Origin of the sequence: Streptomyces sp. CHD11, assembly GCF_018638295.1 — a bacterium.
Taxonomy (GTDB): domain Bacteria; phylum Actinomycetota; class Actinomycetes; order Streptomycetales; family Streptomycetaceae; genus Streptomyces.
This window is the reverse complement of sequence record NZ_JABTTS010000029.1, coordinates 42,623-63,096: the sequence shown is the minus strand read 5'-3', so window position 1 is coordinate 63,096 and position 20,474 is coordinate 42,623. Positions and strand designations below refer to the sequence as shown.

At 71.9% G+C, this 20,474-nt stretch carries 16 protein-coding genes; 6 read left to right on the top strand and 10 right to left on the bottom strand.

All coding sequences use genetic code 11. The features are described 5' to 3' along the window. Positions 1–38: 38 nt before the first annotated feature. The 6 genes from HTV45_RS25605 to HTV45_RS25580 all read right to left on the bottom strand — a co-directional run bounded on the left by HTV45_RS25605 (position 39) and on the right by HTV45_RS25580 (position 7,382). On the bottom strand, positions 39–1,037 hold the full coding sequence (locus tag HTV45_RS25605; protein ID WP_215208239.1) for a sugar phosphate isomerase/epimerase: 999 nt from the start codon (positions 1,035–1,037) through the stop codon (positions 39–41). Between the two features lie 15 nt (positions 1,038–1,052). Then, entirely contained in the window at positions 1,053–2,261 is a 1,209-nt protein-coding gene (locus HTV45_RS25600) for a Gfo/Idh/MocA family protein (protein ID WP_215208238.1), read from the bottom strand. Positions 2,262–2,341: 80 nt separating this feature from the next. Further along, positions 2,342–3,388, bottom strand: a complete 1,047-nt coding sequence (locus tag HTV45_RS25595; protein ID WP_215208237.1) for a substrate-binding domain-containing protein — start codon at positions 3,386–3,388, stop codon at positions 2,342–2,344. A 17-nt stretch (positions 3,389–3,405) separates the two neighbouring features. Then, positions 3,406–4,425, bottom strand: coding sequence for an ABC transporter permease (locus tag HTV45_RS25590; RefSeq protein ID WP_215208236.1), 1,020 nt, complete (start codon positions 4,423–4,425; stop codon positions 3,406–3,408). Further along, complete coding sequence (locus tag HTV45_RS25585; protein WP_215208235.1) at positions 4,422–5,939, bottom strand: sugar ABC transporter ATP-binding protein; 1,518 nt, start codon at positions 5,937–5,939, stop codon at positions 4,422–4,424. The genes HTV45_RS25590 and HTV45_RS25585 overlap by 4 nt, the downstream gene beginning before the upstream one ends. Positions 5,940–6,200: 261 nt before the next feature. Beyond that, positions 6,201–7,382, bottom strand: coding sequence for an ROK family protein (locus tag HTV45_RS25580; RefSeq protein ID WP_215208234.1), 1,182 nt, complete (start codon positions 7,380–7,382; stop codon positions 6,201–6,203). A gap of 283 nt (positions 7,383–7,665) precedes the next feature. On the opposite strand from HTV45_RS25580, the gene HTV45_RS25575 reads away from it, so the two are divergent. Further along, entirely contained in the window at positions 7,666–9,327 is a 1,662-nt protein-coding gene (locus HTV45_RS25575) for a serine/threonine-protein kinase (protein WP_215208233.1), read from the top strand. Next, positions 9,324–9,995 carry a hypothetical protein gene (locus tag HTV45_RS25570; RefSeq protein WP_215208232.1) on the top strand — a complete coding sequence of 224 codons (672 nt, stop codon included), beginning with the start codon at positions 9,324–9,326 and terminating at the stop codon, positions 9,993–9,995. The genes HTV45_RS25575 and HTV45_RS25570 overlap by 4 nt, the downstream gene beginning before the upstream one ends. Before the next feature lie 30 nt (positions 9,996–10,025). On the opposite strand, the gene HTV45_RS25565 is transcribed toward HTV45_RS25570, so the two are convergent. Next, entirely contained in the window at positions 10,026–10,973 is a 948-nt protein-coding gene (locus HTV45_RS25565; RefSeq protein ID WP_215208231.1) for a beta-ketoacyl-ACP synthase III, read from the bottom strand. Between the two features lie 252 nt (positions 10,974–11,225). Continuing rightward, positions 11,226–12,599: an OFA family MFS transporter gene (locus tag HTV45_RS25560; RefSeq protein ID WP_215208230.1), complete on the bottom strand. Its 1,374-nt coding sequence runs from the start codon at positions 12,597–12,599 to the stop codon at positions 11,226–11,228. Between the two features lie 221 nt (positions 12,600–12,820). Here HTV45_RS25560 and fdhD point away from each other — a divergent pair, with 221 nt between their 5' ends. After that, entirely contained in the window at positions 12,821–13,672 is an 852-nt protein-coding gene (fdhD, locus tag HTV45_RS25555; protein WP_215208229.1) for a formate dehydrogenase accessory sulfurtransferase FdhD, read from the top strand. Positions 13,673–14,074: 402 nt separating this feature from the next. Here fdhD and HTV45_RS25550 read toward each other — a convergent pair whose 3' ends face one another. After that, positions 14,075–15,145, bottom strand: coding sequence for a bile acid:sodium symporter family protein (locus HTV45_RS25550; RefSeq protein WP_215208375.1), 1,071 nt, complete (start codon positions 15,143–15,145; stop codon positions 14,075–14,077). A gap of 176 nt (positions 15,146–15,321) precedes the next feature. On the opposite strand from HTV45_RS25550, the gene HTV45_RS25545 reads away from it, so the two are divergent. The 3 genes from HTV45_RS25545 to HTV45_RS25535 all read left to right on the top strand — a co-directional run bounded on the left by HTV45_RS25545 (position 15,322) and on the right by HTV45_RS25535 (position 19,386). Further along, positions 15,322–16,251, top strand: coding sequence for a LysR substrate-binding domain-containing protein (locus HTV45_RS25545; RefSeq protein ID WP_215208228.1), 930 nt, complete (start codon positions 15,322–15,324; stop codon positions 16,249–16,251). Positions 16,252–16,646: 395 nt separating this feature from the next. Further along, positions 16,647–18,473, top strand: a complete 1,827-nt coding sequence (locus HTV45_RS25540; RefSeq protein WP_215208227.1) for a long-chain fatty acid--CoA ligase — start codon at positions 16,647–16,649, stop codon at positions 18,471–18,473. A gap of 127 nt (positions 18,474–18,600) precedes the next feature. Continuing rightward, positions 18,601–19,386, top strand: coding sequence for an aldo/keto reductase (locus HTV45_RS25535; protein ID WP_215208374.1), 786 nt, complete (start codon positions 18,601–18,603; stop codon positions 19,384–19,386). 136 nt (positions 19,387–19,522) lie between these two features. Here the strand turns inward: HTV45_RS25535 and HTV45_RS25530 are convergent, their stop codons facing one another. After that, a complete protein-coding gene (locus HTV45_RS25530; protein WP_215208226.1) occupies positions 19,523–20,443 on the bottom strand; it encodes a trans-aconitate 2-methyltransferase in 921 nt (306 codons plus the stop codon). Positions 20,444–20,474: the final 31 nt, after the last annotated feature.

Here is a 20,474-nt window from a genome sequence, read left to right as displayed (position 1 = left end):
GCGGCACCCGCTCGCGGGACCGCCGCCGCACGCCTTGGTCAGCTGTTGAAGGCGGCGTCGAACGACGCGCTGGGCGGCTCGAAGTCGAAGGCCTTCAGCCGGGTCAGCGCCTCCGGGGCGCCCTGTAGACGGTCCATACCGGCGTCCTCCCACTCCACGGAGACGGGCCCCTGGTAGTCGATGAAGCGCAGCATGCGGAAGACGTCCTCCCAGGGAACGTCGCCGTGACCGGCGGAGACGAAGTCCCAGCCGCGCCGGGGGTCGCCCCAGGGCAGATGGGAGCCGAGGCGGCCGTTGCGCCCGTCGAGGCGCTTGCGGGCCTCCTTGCAGTCGACGTGGTAGATCCGGTCCCGGAAGTCCAGCAGGAAGCCGACCGGGTCCAGGTCCTGCCACACGAAGTGGGACGGGTCGAAGTTGAGGCCGAAGGCGGGACGGCGGCCGACCGCGTCCAGGGCACGTACGGTCGTCCAGTAGTCGTAGGCGATCTCGCTGGGGTGCACCTCGTGCGCGAAGCGCACGCCCTCGGCGTCGAAGACGTCCAGGATCGGGTTCCAGCGCTCGGCGAAGTCCTCGTAGCCGCGCTCGATCATCGACTCGGGGGCGGGCGGGAACATGGCGACCAGGTGCCAGATGGCGGAGCCGGTGAAGCCGATGACGGTGTCGACGCCGAGGAGGGCCGCGGCGCGCGCGGTGTCCTTGATCTCGGCGGCGGCCCGCTGCCGTACGCCCTCCGCCTCGCCGTCGCCCCAGATGCGGGCGGGCAGGATGGCCCGGTGGCGTTCGTCGATGATGGCGTCGCAGACCGCCTGCCCGACCAGATGGTTGGAGATCGCCCAGCACTTCAGGCCGTACTTCTCCAGGAGCTGGTGGCGCCCGGCGACATAGGAGGGGTCGGCGAGTGCCTTGTCCACCTCGAAGTGGTCGCCCCAGCAGGCGAGTTCGAGGCCGTCGTAGCCGAAGTCGCGGGCGAGTCGGCAGACCTCCTCCAGCGGCAGGTCCGCCCACTGGCCGGTGAAGAGTGTGAAGTCGCGCGGCATCTGTTTTCCGTCCTCTCAGGCGGCGATCGGTGTGTAGACGGAGTTCTTCTCGGCGCTCTCCTCCACCGCCGCCAGGACACGCTGCACCTGGAGCCCGTCGGCGAAGGAGGGCTCGGGCGCGCGGCCCTCTGCGACCGCGTGGACCAGGTCGCGGGCCTGGTGCACGAAGGTGTGCTCGTAGCCGAGTCCGTGGCCGGGCGGCCACCATGCCTCGAGGTAGGGGTGGTCGGGTTCGGTGACGAGGATGCGGCGGAACCCGGCGTGCGTGCCGGGCCCGGTGCCGTCGTGGAACTCCAGTTCGTTGAGCCGCTCCAGGTCGAAGGCGAGCGAGCCGCGCTCGCCGTTGAGTTCGATGCGCAGGGCGTTCTTGCGGCCGGTGGCGTACCGGGTGGCCTCGAAGGCGGCGAGGGCGCCGGAGGCGAAGCGGCCGGTGAACAGGGCCGCGTCGTCCACCGTGACCTGTCCGGTGCCGGCGGCGGAGACGGCGGCCAGACCGCTGCTGGGAGCGCTGGGCAGCGGCCGCTCCCGTACGAAGGTCTCGGTGAGCGCGGAGACACCCGCCAGCCGCTCACCGGCCAGGTACTGGGCCAGGTCCACGATGTGCGCGCCCAGGTCGCCGAGCGAGCCGGAGCCGGCCTGTTCCCGGCGCAGCCGCCAGGTCAGCGGGAACGCCGGGTCCACCAGCCAGTCCTGGAGGTACGCCACCCGCACATGCCGCAGGGTGCCGATCCGGCCCTCGGCCACCATCCGCCGGGCCAGCGCGGTGGCGGGCACCCGGCGGTAGTTGAAGCCGACCATCGCCAGCCGGCCGCGTGCCTGCGCCTCCTGTGCGGCGCGGGCCATCGCCTCGGCCTCCGCGACGGTGTTGGCGAGGGGCTTCTCGCACAGCACGTGCTTGCCCGCGGCCAGCGCGGCGAGCGCGATCTCGGCGTGGCTGTCACCGGGCGTGCAGATGTCGACGAGGTCGATGTCGTCCCGCTCCACCAGGGCGTGCCAGTCCGTCTCGGTCTCCGCCCAGCCGTGCCGGTCGGCCGCGGCGCGCACGGCCTTCGCGTCCCGGCCGCAGATCACGGCCAGTTCGGGGCGGAGCGGGAGATCGAAGACGTGGCCCGCGGTCCGCCAGCCCTGGGAGTGGGCGGCGCCCATGAAGGCGTAACCGACCATGCCGACGCGCAGCGGTGGCTTCCCCGTCCGATCCCCTTCGGACGCTTGCGGCTGTGCCATTCGGATGTCCTCCTCGTCGTCGTGGCGGGCGGGGGTGGACCCCGCCCGGTGGGCTGGTCAGGCCCGTGGGGCGGGGCTCCTCACCGGAAGCCGGTGGACATGTACTGGTCCACGTTGTCCTTGTCGACGACGGCCGAGTAGCAGGTCACCAACGAGGGGATCTCGAACTCGGCGAGGCCGCCGACGCCCTTGTCCTGGCCGAGGGCGCGGGCGAGGTCGATCGCGGAGGCGGCCATGGTCGGCGGATAGAGGACGGTGGCCTTCAGGACACCGTTGTCGGCCTTGATGGCCTCGAAGGCGGCCAGCGCGCCCGCACCGCCCACCATCAGGAACTCGTCGCGCCCGGCCTGTTCGATGGCGCGCAGCGCGCCGACGCCCTGGTCGTCGTCGTGGTTCCACACCGCGTCGATCTGCGACTGTGCCTGGAGCAGCTGGGCCATCTTGGCCTGGCCGGACTCGACGGTGAACTCGGCGGCCTGGCGGGCCACCTTGCTGATGTTGGGGTAGTTCTTCAGCGCGTCGTCGAAGCCCTGGGTGCGCTGCTTGGTCAGCTCCAGGTTGTCCAGGCCGGCCAGCTCGACGACCTTGGCACCCTGCTTGTCCCTGAGCTTCTCGCCGATGTAGTGGCCGGCGTTGAGGCCCATGCCGTAGTTGTCGCCGCCGATCCAGCAGCGGTAGGCCTGGGGGGTGTTGAAGATGCGGTCGAGGTTGACCACGGGGATGCCGGCGCGCATCGCCTTGAGCCCGACCTGGGTGAGGGCCTTGCCGTCGGCGGGCAGGATCACCAGGACGTCGACCTTCTTGTTGATGAGGGTCTCGATCTGGCCGATCTGCTGGGCGGTGTCGTTGGAGCCCTCGGTGATCTCCAGGGTGACGTCGGAGTACTTCTCCGCGCGCTTCTTGGCGTTGTCGTTGATGGCGTTGAGCCAGCCGTGGTCGGCCTGCGGTCCGGCGAAGCCGATGGTGACCGGCTTGCCGGGCTTGTCGTCGGCGGCCGGCTGGTCCTTCGCCGCGGACTCGTCCTTGCTCGGCTCGTTGCTCGTACAGCCGGTGGCGAACACGCCGGCGGATACGGCGGCCGCTCCGAAGAGCAGTCCTCTGCGGCTCGCGAAAGGTGTCTCTGGCATGGTGGTGAACCCTTTCCTCAGGTCGTGTTCGCGGTACGGCGCTGGACCAGCACGGCGGCGACGATGATCGCGCCCTTGGCGATCTGCTGGACGTCGCTCTGCAGGTTGTTCAGGGCGAAGATGTTGGTGATGGTGGTGAAGATCAGGACACCGAGGACGGAGCCGACGATGGTGCCGCGGCCCCCGGTGAGGAGGGTGCCGCCGATGATCGCGGCGGCGATGGCGTCGAGTTCGTAGAGGTTGCCGTTGGTGTTCTGGCCGGAGCCGGTCAGAATGATCAGCAGGAAGGCGGCGATGCCGCAGCACAGCCCGGACAGCAGGTAGATGTAGAGCCGCTGGCGGCGGACGTCGATGCCGGCCAGCCGGGCGGCCTCCGCGTTGCCGCCGACGGCGACGGAGCGGCGGCCGAAGGTGGTCCGGTTGAGCACCAGCCAGCCGATGACGGTGACCGCGGCGAAGACCAGGACCAGCGGCGGGATGCCGAGCACGTAGGAGTCGCGCTCACCGAGGTCGAGGACGCCGTCGACGGTGACGATCTGGGTCCGCCCGTCCGTGATCTGCAGGGCGAGTCCGCGGGCCGAGGCGAGCATGGCGAGCGTGGCGATGAACGGGACCATCCCGCCGTACGCGATGAGCACCCCGTTGACCAGCCCGCACCCGAGTCCCACCAGGACGGCGGTGAAGAGGATGCCGGCGAAGCCGTACTCCTGGGTGGCGACCGTGGTGGCCCACACCGAGGCGAGAGCGACGATGGCGCCGACCGACAGGTCGATGCCGCCGGAGATGATCACGAAGGTCATGCCGACGGTGACGACACCGATGACCGAGGCCAGGGTGAGGATGAGCTGGAGGTTGCGGGTGTCCAGGAACTGGTCCGGTTTGGTGATGCCGCCGATGAGGATCAGTACGGCGAGTACACCGAGCAGCGACAGTGTGCGGACGTCGGCGCGGAACAACACGGCGCGCCAAGCGGGCTTTTCGGCGGCCGACGGCACCTTGTCGGTGCTGTCCCGCGGCGGGGAGACGGGCTGCGTCATGACGCCGGGCTTCCTTCCATGACCAGATCGAGTACACGGTGTTCGTCGAGTTCGCGGGCGGGCGCGGTGTGCACGACGTCGCCCTCGCGCAGCACCAGGACGCGGTCGGCGAGGCCGAGCACCTCGGGGACCTCGCTGGAGACCAGCAGTACGGCCAGGCCCTCGTCCGCCAGCCGGCGGACGACCGCGTAGAGCTCGGCGCGGGCGCCGACGTCGACGCCGCGGGTGGGTTCGTCGAGCAGCAGCACCTTGCAGCCGCGCAGCAGCCACCGCGCGAGCACGGCCTTCTGCTGGTTGCCGCCGGACAGGGTGCGCACCGGGACGTCCGGGTTGTCGGGGCGCAGGGACAGTTCACGGACCGCCGCGCGTGCCGCCCCCAGTTCGGCACCACGGTCGATCCAGCCCGCTCTGGCGAAGCGGGACATGGAGGAGACCGACACGTTGCGGGTGACGGACTCCAGCATGAGCAGGGCCTGCGCCTTGCGTTCCTCCGGGGCGAGCCCGAGCCCGGCGCGTACGGCGGCCCGCACGCTGCCCGGTCTCAGCGGCTGCCCGTCGACCAGGACGCGGCCGGTGTCGGGCTTGCGGGCGCCGTAGACGGTCTCCAGGATCTCGGAGCGTCCCGATCCGACGAGGCCGGCCAGTCCGACGATCTCGCCGGGGCGCACCTGGAGGTCCAGCGGCGCGAACTCCCCCTTGCGGCTGAGCCCTTCGACGGTCAGGACCGGTGCGCCCTCCGGCGGGCCGGCGGGCCGCGGCGGGAAGACGTACTCGACGTTGCGTCCCGTCATCAGCGCGACGACCTCACTGGTCGGTGTGGACTTCGCGGGCAGCCCGCCGGCCACGGCGCGGCCGTCCTTGAGCACCGTCACCCGGTCTCCGATGCGCCGGATCTCCTCCAGACGGTGCGAGATGTAGACGACGGCGACTCCGTCGGCGGTGAGGTCGCCGACGATGCGGAAGAGGTTGTCGACCTCGTCCGGGTCGAGGGCGGCGGACGGCTCGTCCATGACGATGAGCCGCACGTCGTGGGAGAGGGCCCGCGCCATCGACACGATCTGCTGCTGGGCCGCCGACAGTTCCCCCACCAGCCGGCCCGGGTCCACCTCCGGGTGCCCGAGCCGCTCGAGGAGCGCGGCGGTCGACGACCTGGCGGCCCTCCCCCGTACGACGAATCCGGCGGCCGTGGGTTCGTGGCCGAGATGGACGTTCTCGGCGACCGACAGGTGTTCCACCAGGTCGAGTTCCTGGTAGATGGTGGCGATACCGAGGCGCATGGCGGCGATCGGCGAGCGGAGTGTGACGTCCTCGCCGCGCCAGCGGATGGTGCCCGAGTCGGGCTGGTGGGCGCCGGCCAGCACCTTGATCAGGGTGGACTTGCCGGCGCCGTTCTGGCCGAGCAGGCAGTGCACCTCTCCGGCCTGGACCTCGAGGTCGACGCCGTCCAGGGCCCGGACTCCGGGGAATGACTTGGTGATGCCGGACATGCTGAGCAGCGGTGATTGTGGTGCCATGCGGATTCCCCTCGGCGGGCGTGCGGGGCCGGTGTCAGGGCGATCCCCTTGCGGGGCAGGCGTTTTCGGTCAGGGCGGAGCAGAGCGGCGGCGCGGGGTCGCTGTTCGCGGTGACGTGGGCGGAGCGGGGTGACGCGGTGCGGTTCTGCGGTGGAGCGGGGATGACGCGGTGCGGGGCTGTTCGATGCGGTGGAGCAGAGCGGTGACGCGATGTGGAGCTGTTCCTTGCGGTGGAGCAGGGGTGATGAAGGGTGAGGCTGCCTACGCGGGTGAGAACAGGTGGTCGCTGATGAGCCGTGCTCCGCCGATGACGCCGGCGGCGGGGCCCAACTCCCCAAGGACGATCGGCAGGTTGCCGGTGGCCAGGGGAAGCGACCCTCGGTACACCTGGGTGCGGATCGCGGCGAGCAGGGTGTGGCCGAGGCCGGTCACCCCGCCGCCGATCACCACCAGGCCGGGGTTGAAGAAGCTGACCAGGCCGGCGATGACCTGGCCGGTGCGGTTGCCGCCCTCGCGGATCAGATCGAGGGCGGTGGCGTCTCCGGCCGCGGCCGCGGCGGCGACGTCCACGGCGCTGAGCGTGCCGTTCGACTCCAGCCGGGTCGCGAGTTCGCCGGAGAGCTGCTGCTGGGCGGCCTCCGTCGCGTCCCGGGCGAGGGCCGCGCCGGAGAAGTGCGCCTCCAGACAGCCCCGGTTGCCGCAGGCACACGAGCGTCCGTCGGGCACGGCCTGGATGTGCCCGATGTCGCCCGCGCTGCCCGTCGTACCGCGGTAGACCTCACCGCCGACGACGATGCCGCAGCCGATGCCGGTGCCGATCTTGACGCAGAGGAAGTCGCCGACGGTGCGGGCGACACCCGCGTGCTGTTCCCCCATGGCCATCAGGTTCACGTCGTTGTCGACCATGACCGGACAGCCGAGGTCCTGGCTGAGCGCCTCCCGCACGGGGAAGCCGTCCCAGCCCGGCATGATCGGCGGAGCCACCGGGATGCCCTCGGGGAAGCGGACCGGGCCCGGGACGCCGATACCGGCGCCGTCGAACCCCTCCGCGAGCCCCGATGCCTTCAACTTCGCTGCCATGGCCAGTACTTGCTCGAAGACCGCGACCGGTCCCTCGCGTACGTCCATGGGCTGGTTGATGTGACCGAGGATCTCCAGTTCGGCGTTGGTGACGGCGACGTCGACCGAGGTCGCGCCGATGTCGACGCCGAGGAACCGCAGATGCGGGTTGAGCCGGATGTTGTGGGAGCGCCGGCCGCCGCGCGAGGCGGCGAGACCGTCGGCCACGACGAGTTCCGTCTCCAGCAGCCGGTCCACCTCCACGGCCAGTTTCGACCGGGAGAGGTCGACCTGGTCGCCCAGCTGGGCGCGGGAGTTGGGGCCGCCGTCGCGCAGCAGCCGGAGCAGTCGCGCCTGATGGGCGTTGGCGGGTCGTGCGGTCATACGTCTCACGAACCCCTCCCCGCCTCATCGGCCTGTGCGCGCCGGATTCCGGCCACGTGCGTGGCTTCCTTCGGATGGGAAAGTAGCAGTGCCCGCCGGAGGTGGGAAGAAGTAGCGCAGGAATTGACTCCTACTTTTTCCACTCACAGGACAAAGGCGCCTCCGCGGCGGCGGGAGACCCGCAACCGCGGCGGCCGGAAGTGTGTCTGTGATGGCGAGGGCCGGATGCCCCGGAGTGGCGCGATACTCCTGGGGACGGAGACCGGCCCCGGGGGGTTTGTCGATGAGCAGCTGGACCGTTCCGGGATATGCCGAGTCGCTGGAACTCGGCTCGGGGGCGAGCGGACGCGTGGTGCTCGCCGTCCATGAGGTGACCGGTGTCCCGGTCGCGGTCAAGTACCTCAGCGAGTCGCTGCACACCCGCCCGGGTTTCGTGCACGGCTTCCGCGCCGAGGCACGGCTGCTGGGCGGGCTGGACAGCCCGTATGTCGCCGGGCTGTACGAGTACGTGGAGAGCCCGGACGGGGCCGCCATCGTGATGGAACTGGTGGACGGGGTGTCCCTGCGGAGCCTGCTGGCCGGGCGGGGCCCGCTGGACCCCGAGGCCGCGCTGCTGATCCTGAAGGGATCCCTGCTGGGCCTCGCCGACGCGCACCGGCTCGGGGTGGTGCACCGCGACTACAAGCCGGAGAACGTCCTGGTCACCGCGGACGGCACGTCGAAGCTCGTGGACTTCGGTATCGCCGTGGACACCCGTGCGCGCGCCGGCGTGGCGGGCACCCCCTCCTACATGGCGCCCGAGCAGTGGCGCGGCGAACCCGCCTCCCCGGCCACCGACGTGTACGCGGTCACGGCCACCTTCTTCGAGTGCCTCACCGGCCGGAAGCCCTACCAGGGCGACAACATCGCCGAACTCGCCCTGCGGCATGTCGACGCGCCGGTCCCGGCGCAGGACGTACCCGAGGCGGTACGGACCCTGGTCCGCCGCGGACTGGCCAAGGAACCGTCCGGCCGGCCGGCCGACGCCGAGGCGTTCGTCGCCGAGCTGGAGGCGGCCGCGGGCACCGCGTACGGGCCCGGCTGGGAGGAGCGGGGCCGCGGACGGCTCGCCGCGCTGGTGGCACTGCTGCCGCTGCTCCTCCCGTCGGCCCGTACGCCGGGGCGGTCGGCGACCGACGTCGCGCGTACCGTGCTGCGGCAGCCGCCGGGCGGGGGCTGGGCCCGGACCTGGAGGCCCACCGGGCCGGGGATGCTCGCCGCCGCGGCCGCGGCCCTCCTGGCGGTGCTGCTGGCCTACGCGGCGTCGCCGGACCCGGGCGGAGTCCACGAGCGGGCTGCCGAGGCGTTCGCCACCACCAGCGCCGGCCCGGACACCGCCCAGGGTCCCGCCGCCCCGTCGGCACCACCGACGGCCACGCCCGACGCCCCGGACACCGCGAGCCCCGGCGAGGCGCCGGCCACCGGCACGGCCACGCCCGCGGTGACGGACCCGGGCACCGACGCGGACCCGGACACGCCCACGGGACCTGCGGCGGACCCGGACGCCGGCCCCGCGACCGGCGCCCCCGGCGGCCCGGCGACCGACGCCGGCCCTCCGACCCCGCCCCCGACGGACCCCGCGCCGGCCACGCCCTCCGTCAGGGACGTCACCGTCTCCGACTTCCGGCAGACGGGTCCCGGCACCGCCACCGCCACCGCCACCGTCATCACGGACGGCACGGGTCCGGTGTCGATCCGGCTCGGCTGGTCCGCGGGCGGCTCCCCGGACGGCGCCGGACAGGTCTTCCCGCGCAGCGGCGCCACCCAGTACACGGTGACCGCCCAGCACGTGTTCCAGAACCCGGACCAGAGCTGCTACTGGACGGTGACGGCGTCGACCGACCCGGCCTCCGCGGACGGCGGCGCGTCCCGGCAGCTGGTCACCAGGCGGTGTGACCTGCGATGAAGGCGACGGACGAGCCCACTCCCCCGCCCGGCGGGAACGCCGGGCCGCCCGGAGCCGGCGACGAGTACAGCGCCACGGTCCTGGGAAGCCAGTGGTTCCAGCGGCCCGAGCCGGACACCACGGTGACGGCGACCGTACGTGATGTGCCCGGGGGCGATACCCGGCCGGACCGGATCGAGGGGGCCGTGCTGCGCTTCGGCCCCGGAGTCCAGGGCGCGCTCGCGCACCGGTCCGCCAGGACGCCGCCTCCGGCGCCACCGCCCACCCGTGCACGACGACCCGGTCCGCGCCGGTACGCGCTGCCCGCTCTGGTCCTGCTCGCCGTCCTCGTCCTCCTGGCGTGGCAGCGACTCGGCCCGGCGCTGGCGGTACGCGGTGCGGCGATCACGGCCCCGTCCGCCACGGTGGGATGCGGCGGCACCGCGGACGTCGTGGGCACCGTCACCACCAACGGCCGGCCGGGCACCCTGGCCTACCGCTGGACACGCAGCGACGGCACCTCGTCCGGCGTACTGCGGGAGGAGATGGCGCGGGGTCAGAAGGAGGCGCGGCTTCATCTGAGGTGGACCTTCGAGGGCACGGGCCGCTACGAGGCGCGCGCGGAGCTGCGGATCCTGTCGCCCTCCGGCCGCACCAGCACGGCCGGCCTCACCTACGCATGCCCCTGAGCGGCCGGCGGCGCCACATGGCCCGCTCGCTCAGGGACAGCGCACCACCTGTCCGGCGTACGACAGATTCCCGCCGAAGCCGAACAGCAGCACCGGGTCGCCGGTCGACACCGCACCCTGTTCGACGAGCTTGGAGAAGGCGAGCGGGATGCTCGCGGCCGAGGTGTTGCCGGAGTTCACGACATCGCGGGCCACGACGGCGTTGACGGCACCGAGCCGGCGGGCGAGGGGTTCGATGATCCGCAGATTGGCCTGGTGCAGTACGACCCCGGCGAGGTCCTCGGGCGCCAGTCCCGCGTTCTCGCAGGCCTTGCGGGCGACGACCGGCAGCTGGGTGGCCGCCCAGCGGTAGACGCTCTGCCCTTCCTGCGCGAACCGCGGCGGCGTCCCCTCGATCCGGACCGCGTGCCCCATCTCGGGCACCGAGCCCCACAGCACCGGGCCGATCCCCGTCTCCCCGCCGGGTTCGCATGCCTCGACCACGGCCGCGCCCGCCCCGTCGCCGACCAGGACACAGGTGGAGCGGTCGGTCCAGTCGGCCACCTCGGACATCTTGTCGGCGCCGACCACCAGCACCCGGCTCGCGCCACCGGCACGTACCGCGTGGTCGGCGGTGGCCAGGGCGTGGGTGAAGCCGGCGCACACCACGTTGAGGTCCATGACCGCCGGCCCGGGCATACCGAGCCGGGCGGCGACCCTGGCGGCCATGTTGGGCGAGCGGTCGATCGCGGTGGACGTGGCGACCAGGACGAGGTCGATCTCCGCGGGTGTGCGGCCGGCCGCCGCCAGGGCCTTGGCGGCGGCGTGCGCGGCCAGCTCGTCGACGGGTTCGTCGGGGCCCGCGATGTGGCGGGTTCTGATGCCCACCCGGCTCGTGATCCACGCGTCGCTGGTGTCGACCATGCCCGCCAGATCCTCGTTGGTGAGGACCCGGGCGGGCTGGTAGTGGCCGACGGCGGCGATGCGCGAGCCGATCATAGGTGGAACCCCTCGTTCTCGGTTGCGGGATGCACCAGTCTGATCAGTGACTCACCGGTACGACGGCAGGTGAAGCGACAGGAAACGCGCGCCGGGCTTGTCGGCTTCCGTCAGCCCGGCGCGGGCCGCTCACTGTCTTCCGGTCACCCGGTGAAAAGTTGTGTCGCCTTGCGTACGAGTTCGTACAGACCGTAAGCGAGCGGCACCCCGACCCAGAGCCAGGAGAAGACGATCAGTCCCCGGCGGCCGGGACTAGGCGGACTCGCGCTGCTCTCGCCGGTCATCGGCGGCCTCCTTCGGTGTCCCGGTGCCCGGGAGGTGGTGACGGGGGTGGACGGGCCGGACCAGCTCATTGGCGACGAAGCCGACGACGAGCAGTCCGATCATGATGATCAGCGACAGCCCGTACAGGGACGGACCGTGTCTGCCCGCCTCCTCCTGACGGTCGGCGACCCAGTTCACGATCAGCGGCCCGAGGACACCGGCCGTGGACCAGGCGGTGAGCAGCCGGCCGTGGATGGCACCCACCTGGTAGGTGCCGAAGAGGTCCTTGAGATACGCGGGGATGGTGGCGAAGCCTCCGCCGTAGAAGGAGAGGATCACCAGGGCGCACACCACGAACAGCGGTTTGGAGGAGTCGCCGAACAGCCGGATCAGCGCGTACATCAGCGCGCCCGCCCCGAGGTAGACCCGGTAGATGTTCTTGCGGCCGATGAGGTCGGAGGTGCTCGACCAGCCGATGCGGCCCGCCATGTTGGCCGCCGACAGCAGGGCGACGAATCCGGCGGCGGCCGTCGCCGAGACCGGTGCGGAGGTGTCCGCGAAGAAGTCGGTGATCATCGGGGCGGCCTTCTCCAGGATGCCGATGCCCGCGGTGACGTTGAGGGTGAGCACGAGCCAGAGCAGCCAGAACTGCGGGGTGCGCACCGCGGAACGGGCCGAGACCTGCGGCCCGGTGAGCGCGGCGGGCACGTCGGACGAGCCGGGCGAGCCGGACCCGCCGGACGCGCTCACCGGGCTCGCGGGGCGGGGCACCCGCACCAGCATCACGCCGAGCAGCATGAACACGGCGTAGGTCAGCCCGTGCACCAGGAAGGCGAGCGCGATGCCAACGTTGTCGGAACCGAAGGAGTCGAGCATCTGCGCCGACCAGGGCGAGGCGATCAGCGCGCCGCCGCCGAAGCCCATGATGGCGATGCCGGTGGCCATGCCGGGCCGGTCGGGGAACCATTTGATCAGGGTCGAGACGGGCGAGATGTAGCCGATGCCCAGGCCGATGCCGCCGACGAAGCCGTAGCCGAAGACGATCAGCCAGTACTGCTCGGTGGCCGCGCCCAGCGCGGAGATCAGGAAGCCGGACGAGAAGCAGATCAGCGCGACGGTCATCGCCCAGCGCGGTCCCCGGCGTTCGACGAGGGTGCCGCCGAACGCGGCGGACAGGCCGAGCATCACGATGCCGAGCTGGAAGGGCAGCGCGCTCTGGGTGCCGCTGAGGTCGAGCGCGGACTCGAGCGGCGGCTTGAACACGCTCCACGCGTAGGCCTGGCCGATGGACAGATGGACGGAGAGCGCGGCGGGCGGCACGAGCCAGCGGCTCCAGCCCGGCGGTGCGACGGGGGGACTCATGAATCCACCACCGTAGGGACGCGGTGTGCCGTTGAAAAGAGGTTGAGCGGACAACCACTGATACTACACAAAGCCTTGCCGGAGCCGCCTTCGGACCATGGGATCGTGGAGGCCGGACCGCCGCACGACGATCGGTCCGGCGACCGACCGCAACCTGTGCGTCACGGGCCGTTTCACGGCCGGCAGGTTCAGAACCGGCACTGAGCGGAACTGGTAGGGATATGGGACGAGTCACGGAACGACGCAAGGTGCTCCGCATCCGGGACGGGGCGGTCTCCAGCCGGCCGGACACCCTCGTGGCCGAGGAGCCCCTGGAGATCCGGCTGAACGGCAAGCCCCTCGCCATCACCATGCGCACCCCGGGCGACGACTTCGCCCTGGCGGCCGGCTTCCTGGTCAGCGAGGGAGTGCTCGCGGCCGCCCCGGACCTGCGGAACATCGTCTACTGCGCCGGGGCGACGGGCGAGGGAGGGGCGAACACGTACAACGTGGTCGACGTGCGGACCGCCCCCGGCGTGGTGATCCCGGACATCACGCTGGAGCGCAACGTCTACACCACGTCGTCGTGCGGCCTGTGCGGCAAGGCCAGCCTGGACGCGGTGCGGACGACGGCACGCCACCCCATCGCCGACGCTCCCCCGCTGCGCGTGGAGCCGGAGCTGCTGGCGGAACTGCCGGACCGGCTGCGCGCGTCGCAGCAGGTCTTCGACCGCACCGGCGGCCTGCACGCGGCGGCCCTCTTCGACGAGCGGGGCGAACTGCTCGACGTACGCGAGGACGTGGGCCGGCACAACGCGGTCGACAAACTGGTCGGCCGGGCCCTGCAGAGCGGGAGCCTGCCGCTGTCCCGGACGATCCTGCTGGTCTCCGGGCGGGCCTCCTTCGAGCTGGCGCAGAAGGCGGTGATGGCCGGCATACCCATGCTGGCGGCGGTCTCGGCACCCTCTTCGCTGGCCGTGGACCTGGCGGCGGAGACGGGCCTGACCCTGGTGGGTTTCCTGCGCGGCGGGTCCATGAACGTGTACGCGGGCGAGGAGCGGATCGCCCTGCGGGCCGCGGCCGCCCGGAGCTGACCGGCGCCGCCGCGCTGCCGCGCTGCCCACGGTGGCGTCGGACCGGGCCGGGTCCAGGACCGGCCCCGCGCCGTCCCGGACCACGGCCGCCGCCCACCGCCCGATCCGACCCCCACACCTACCCCCGCGCCCGCCCACACGCTCACCCTCGACCAGCCCGAACCCGGACCGCCGCCCGATCCGGCCTACAGGATCACCCCTGCACCGCCCCGGACCCGGACCGACACCCACCACCCGCTCCGGCCCCCACGCTCACCCCGCACCACCCCCGTACGGGACCCAGGTCCGCCACCCGGATACCGACCCGGAGCCGAGCGGGGCGAACGGGCGGTGCTCAGCCCTGGCATGAAGCGGCGGGAGACGGGCGGAGCCGCGCGCGCCGCTCAGCCGGAACGTCGATCGCTACCGGTCCCCGGTGCGTGACCGTGCGGCACTCGCCGGGACGGTTCCCCCGTCGTCCCCCTCGCTCCCCTCGCTCCCCTCGCGCCCCTCGACCACCCGCGCGGTCTCACCGGTGTCTTCCACCGGATCGCGCGACCGGCGCCTGGCGATCACCGCACACACCATCAGCTGCATCTGGTGGAACAGCATCAGCGGCAGCACGGCGAGCGAGGCCTGCGCCCCGAACAGCACACTCGCCATGGGCAGCCCCGCCGCCAGGGACTTCTTCGAACCGGCGAACTGGATCGCGATCCGGTCCTCCCGGCCGAACCGCAGCGCCTTGGCTCCGTACCAGGTCAGCAGCAGCATCACGGCGAGCAGTACGGCCTCCACGGCGAGCAGTGCGCCGAGCCGGGCGGGGCTCACCTGATGCCAGACGCCCTCCACCACGCCCTCGCTGAACGCGGTGTAGACGACGAGCAGGATCGAGCCCCGGTCGACCAGCCCCAGCACCCTGCGGTGACGGGCGACGAACCCTCCGATCCAGCGGCGCAGCACCTGTCCGGCGACGAACGGCACCAGCAGCTGGAGCACGATGGCCCCCGCCGAGCCGCCGGAGAAGCCGGAGAAGCCGCCCCCGCCGCCGCTCAGCAGCGCCGCCGCGAGCAGCGGGGTGAGGACGATGCCGGCCAGCGAGGAGAAGGAGCCGGCGCAGATCGCGGCGGGCACGTTGCCGCGGGCGATGGAGGTGAAGGCGATCGACGACTGGATGGTGGACGGGACGAGGGTGAGGAAGAGCAGGCCCTGGTACAGCGGGTCGGTCAGGAGCACCGGGACGAGTCCGCCGGCGGCGAGCCCCAGCGCCGGGAAGACGACGAAGGTACAGGCCAGCACGGTGACATGGAGCCGCCAGTGCTTCAGTCCGTCCAGTGCCTCGCGCGTGGAGAGCCGGGCGCCGTAGAGGAAGAAGAGGAAGGCGATGGCGCCCGTGGAGGCGCCGGAGGCGAGGTCCGCGCCGGTGCCGCGGGCGGGCAGCAGCGCGGCGAGGCCCACGGTCCCCAGCAGCAGCAGGATGTACGGGTCGACCGGCATCCAGCTCGGCCAGTGCAGGCGTTTCACGGTGCTCCACTTGCTCGGATCCACACTTCCGCGCACGCCGTGTCCGGGGTCGCGCTCCGCCCATCCTGCTTCCCGCCGCCGTGATCGGGAATCCGGTACACCGCTCTCACTGTCATCACGTTCCGCGATCACCGCGGTACGCTGCCGCCATGTACGACCCGACACAGTTGCGGACGTTCCTGTCGGTGGCGCAGACGCTGAGCTTCACGCAGGCGGCGCGGCGGCTCGGGCTGCGTCAGTCGACGGTGAGCCAGCATGTGCGCCGGCTGGAGGAGGCGACCGGACGACAGCTGTTCGCCCGGGACACGCATTCGGTCGAGCTGACCGAGGACGGCGAGGCGATGCTCGGTTTCGCGCGGCGGATCCTGGACGTGCACGAGCAGGCGGCGCAGTTCTTCACCGGCACCCGGGTACGCGGGCGGCTGCGGTTCGGCGCGTCGGAGGACTTCGTGCTGACGCGGCTGCCGGAGATCCTCGAGCGGTTCCGGCACGAGCATCCGGAGGTCGATCTGGAGCTGACGGTCGAGCTGTCGGGCATCCTGCACGAGCGGCTGGCCGCGGGCCGGCTGGACCTCGTCCTGGCCAAGCGGCGGCCGGAGGACCCGGGGGGCGAGCTGGTCTGGCGGGACGAGCTGGTGTGGGTCGGCCCACCGGGCCTGCGGCTGGATCCGAACCGGCCGGTACCGCTGATCGTCTACCCGCCGCCGGGCATCACCCGGGCCCTCGCCCTGCGGGCTCTGGAACGGGAGGGGCGTCAGTGGCGGATCGTCTGCACCAGCGGCAGCCTCAACGGGCTGCTGGCGGCGGCCCGCGCGGGTCTGGGCGTGATGGTGCACTCACGCGGGCTGATCCCGCCGGGTCTGGTGCGGATGCCGGAGCGGGCGGGGCTGCCGGAGCCGGGCGAAGTGGACTTCGTGGTGGCGCACGGCCGGCACCGCCCCGCCGCGCGGGGTGCGGCCGACGCGCTGGCGGCGGCGATCCTCGCGGGCGGCGACCGGCTGCACCGGGGCGGACGGGGCTCCGCCCGTGCCGACGGTGACGACCGCCACGACCACCACCACCGCCACCACGGGCGGTGACGGCCGCGAAAGCCGTGAAAGCCGGTGAAGGCCGTGAAAGCCGCGAAAGCCGTGAAGGAGCCGTCAGTGCGGCGCTGACGGACCGGTCACGGCGGTGACGATCCGGGGCGTCCGCGCCTCCGGATGCGCGACACCCGCCACCGCACCCCAAGGGCCGGTCATGGGGCCGTACAGATTCGGTGGAGATAGCTCCACCGAAACTTACTCTACGGTCAGGTTTCTGTCCGACCCTTCCCCTTGTGAGCGCATTTTCCTCCCCTGACCAGCGCGGACGGTAGCCCTCACCCGATTTCCACACCCCTCCCGTCACCGGGCCGTGTGGGGTAGCTTTCACGGCGCTGTGCGGGACGAGGACGTCACGCAGGAGTCCGAGCGCTGAGGGGCGGGAAGCGGTTGTGCGCGAGTTCACCAACCCTCCGCTTGCCCTGGAGCCCCCGGCGGGCGGCCTGGCCGACGTGGTCTTCCGGTACGCCGAGGAGGACCCCTCTCGCATCGCGCTCGGCCGCAAGGACGACGGCGGCCGGTGGCGGGACGTCTCCAGCGCCGAGTTCCGCGACGAGGTGCTCGCGCTCGCCAAGGGTCTGCTCGCGGGCGGCATCCGGTTCGGCGACCGGGTCGCGATCATGTCCCGCACCCGCTACGAGTGGACGCTGTTCGACTTCGCGCTGTGGACGATCGGCGCCCAGGTCGTCCCCGTGTATCCCACCTCCTCCGCCGAGCAGTGCTGCTGGATGCTGCACGACGCCGAGGTGACGGCGGCGGTCGTGGAGCACGAGGACCACGCGATGACGATCGCCACCGTCATCGACCGGCTGCCCCGGATGCGCAGGCTGTGGCAGCTCGACGCGGGCGCGGTGCAGGAGCTGTACGACGCGGGCGCGCATCTGGACGACGAGGTGGTGCACCGGCACCGGCAGGCGGTCACCCCCGACTCGGTGGCGACGGTCATCTACACCTCGGGCACCACCGGCCGCCCCAAGGGCTGCGTACTCTCGCACGGCAACTTCATGTACGAGGCGGACACCGTCATCGAGCGCTGGGAGCCGGTGTTCCACTCCCGCCGGGGCGACGAGGCGTCGACGCTGCTGTTCCTGCCGCTCGCGCACGTCTTCGGGCGGATGGTGCAGGTCGCGGCGATCCGCGGCAGGGTACGGTTCGGCCATCAGCCGGAGCTGCACGCGGCGGCGCTGATGCCCGATCTGGCCGCGTTCCGGCCGTCGTTCTTCCTGGCCGTGCCGTACATCTTCGAGAAGGTGTTCAACGCGGCCCGGCGCAAGGCGGAGCGGGAGGGCAGGGCGGGGCCGTTCGACAAGGCCGTCGACGTGGCCGTCCGGTACGCGGACGCGACGGAGGCCAGGGCCTGGGGCGACGGACCAGGGCCGTCCGCCGCGCTGCGGATGCAGCACCAGCTCTTCGACAAGCTCGTCTACTCCAAGATCCGTGCCGCGATGGGCGGCAGGATCCGGCACGCCATGTCGGGCGGCTCGGCGATGGACCGCCGGCTCGGACTGTTCTTCGCGGGGGCGGGCGTGCACGTCTTCGAGGGGTACGGTCTCACCGAGTCGACGGCGGCGGCCACCGCCAACCCGCCCGAACTCACCCGCTACGGCACGGTCGGACAGCCGATCCCCGGAGTCACCGTGCACATCGCGGACGACGGCGAGATCTGGCTGCGCGGCGGCAACGTCTTCGAGGGCTATCTCAACGATCCCAAGGCCACCGACGCGACCCTGGACGACGGCTGGCTGTCCACCGGGGACCTCGGCTCCCTGGACGAGGACGGCTATCTGACCATCACCGGGCGGAAGAAGGAGATCCTGGTGACCTCGGGCGGCAAGAGCCTCTCGCCGGGGGTGCTGGAGGAGCGGGTGCGGGACCATCCGCTGGTCCACCAGTGCATCGTGGTCGGCAACGACCGCCCGTACGTCGCCGCGCTGATCACCCTGGACCAGGAGGCCGTCGAGCACTGGCTGTCGATGCGCGGCAAGGCGCCCATGCCACCGGCCGAACTGGTACGCGACGCCGATCTGGAGACGGAGGTGCGGCGCGCGGTGGTCGCGGCCAACACCCTGGTGTCGCAGGCCGAGTCGATCCGTACGTTCCGGATCCTTGCGCAGCCGTTCACCGAGGAGCACGGGCTGCTCACGCCGTCACTGAAACTGAAGCGCAGGGCGATCGAGAAGGCGTACGAGAACGAGGTCGAGGCGCTCTACCGCGCGTGAATCCCCGGGCCAGGAATGCGCCGCGATCCGTGATCGTTGACGATGGGGGTAACAACCGTCCACAAACGAAGGATCGAGAACGCTCGTGAGCAAGGTCCCCCCGATCATCCTGAACAACGGCGTCGAGATGCCTCAGCTGGGGTTCGGCGTCTGGCAGGTGCCGGACGCGGAGGCCGAGACGGCCGTGGCGACGGCACTGGAGGCGGGCTACCGCAGCATCGACACCGCGGCGGTCTACGGCAACGAGGAGGGCACCGGCCGGGCCATCGCGGACTCCGGCGTCCCCCGCGAGGACCTCTTCGTCACCACCAAGCTCTGGAACAGCGACCAGGGGTACGACTCCACCCTGCGCGGCTTCGACACCTCCCTGTCCAAGCTCGGCCTCGACTACGTCGACCTGTACCTCATCCACTGGCCGGCGCCCGCCCATGGCCGCTACGTCGACACCTACAAGGCGTTCGAGAAGCTGCTCGCCGACGGCCGGGTCCGTGCCATCGGCGTGTCCAACTTCCTTCCGGACCACCTGGAGCACCTGATGGCCGAGACGTCCGTCGTCCCGGCCGTCAACCAGATCGAGCTGCACCCGCATCTGCAGCAGCACACCGCGCGGGAGTACCACGCGGAGCGGGGCATCGCCACCGAGGCGTGGTCGCCGCTCGGCTCGGGCAAGGGCATCCTGGAGATCCCGGCGATCGTGGCGATCGCCCGCAAGCACGGCCGCACGGCGGCGCAGGTGGTGCTGCGCTGGCATCTCCAGCTGGGCAATATCGTCATCCCCAAGTCGGTGACGCCGTCCCGGATCGAGGAGAACATCGACGTCTTCGGGTTCACCCTGGACGCCGAGGACCTCGCCGCGATCAGCGCCCTGAACGAGGACCGGCGGCTGGGTTCGCACCCGGCGGACGTCAACTGACACCGGGCACGCGGACGGCCTCCCCCGGAGCGCCGTCCGCGCCCGTCCGTGCGGCGACGTCGTGCGGCGACGGTCAGCCGGGCTGTACGCCGGGGAGTCCGTCACCCGGAGCGTTGTCGAAGCCAAGCCGTCGCCGTCATACGGGCCGCACCGCCGAGTGGACCGTGTGGGCGGCCAGGACGAACACATCGGGGCGGTGATGCACGCTCGCCCCGTCATCGGGGTCGAGGAGCCGGTCGAGGGTGGCACGGTCGTCGGCGTCCAGGTCCTCGGCGATGATCTCGCGGGTGCGGGTGAGGGCGGCGACCACATAGGCGCGGGCCCGGTCCGTGGCCGGGGCGGGGAGATCGAGGAGGAAGGTGCGTGAACGGGTGTGGTGCAGACCGGCCGAGGCCAGCAGGGCGGGCCAGTCCTCGACGGCGGCCACCGAGCCCGGCAGCTCGGCTCGCATCCGGTCGAACCGCTCCTCCTCCGCCACGTCGATGCGCGCCTGGAGCCCGGGCCGCCCGAATCCGATGTCGCGGGGCAGGAACCGGGCCGGCAGTCCGCCCTCCATCACCGCGAGCGTGCCGCCGGGCGCCAGCCGGCCGGCGCAGGCGGCCAGCGCGGCGCCCTGGTCGCCCAGGTGGTGCACGCTGCGGCTGGCCCACAGCAGATCGGCCGGGTAGTCCAGTTCACCGAGCACTTCGGGGAGTTCACCCGCGAGGGTCCCGAACCGGTCGGCCACGCCCTGACGCTCCGCCCGCGCGCGGGCACGCTCCAGCAGGGCTTCGGAGCCGTCGACGGCCACCACCCGCGCACCCGGGAAGGTCTCGGCGAACAGAGACGAGATGACGCCGGGACCGCTGCCGGCGTCCACGATCAGACCTGGTTCCGTCACCTCCTGCGCCAGCCAGCTCAGGGCGTGCTCGTACAGCGGGGTGAACAGTTCCGCCTGCGCCTCGAGCAGGGGGGCCAGCTCGGCCCAGTCGATGTCCCCGTGGTCATGACCGTGACCGTGACCGTGTCCGCGCTCGTGGTGCTCGTGTTCGTGTTCGTCATGGGGGTGGTGCGCCATGGTGGTCAGCCTCTCCGCTCGGATGCCGCCA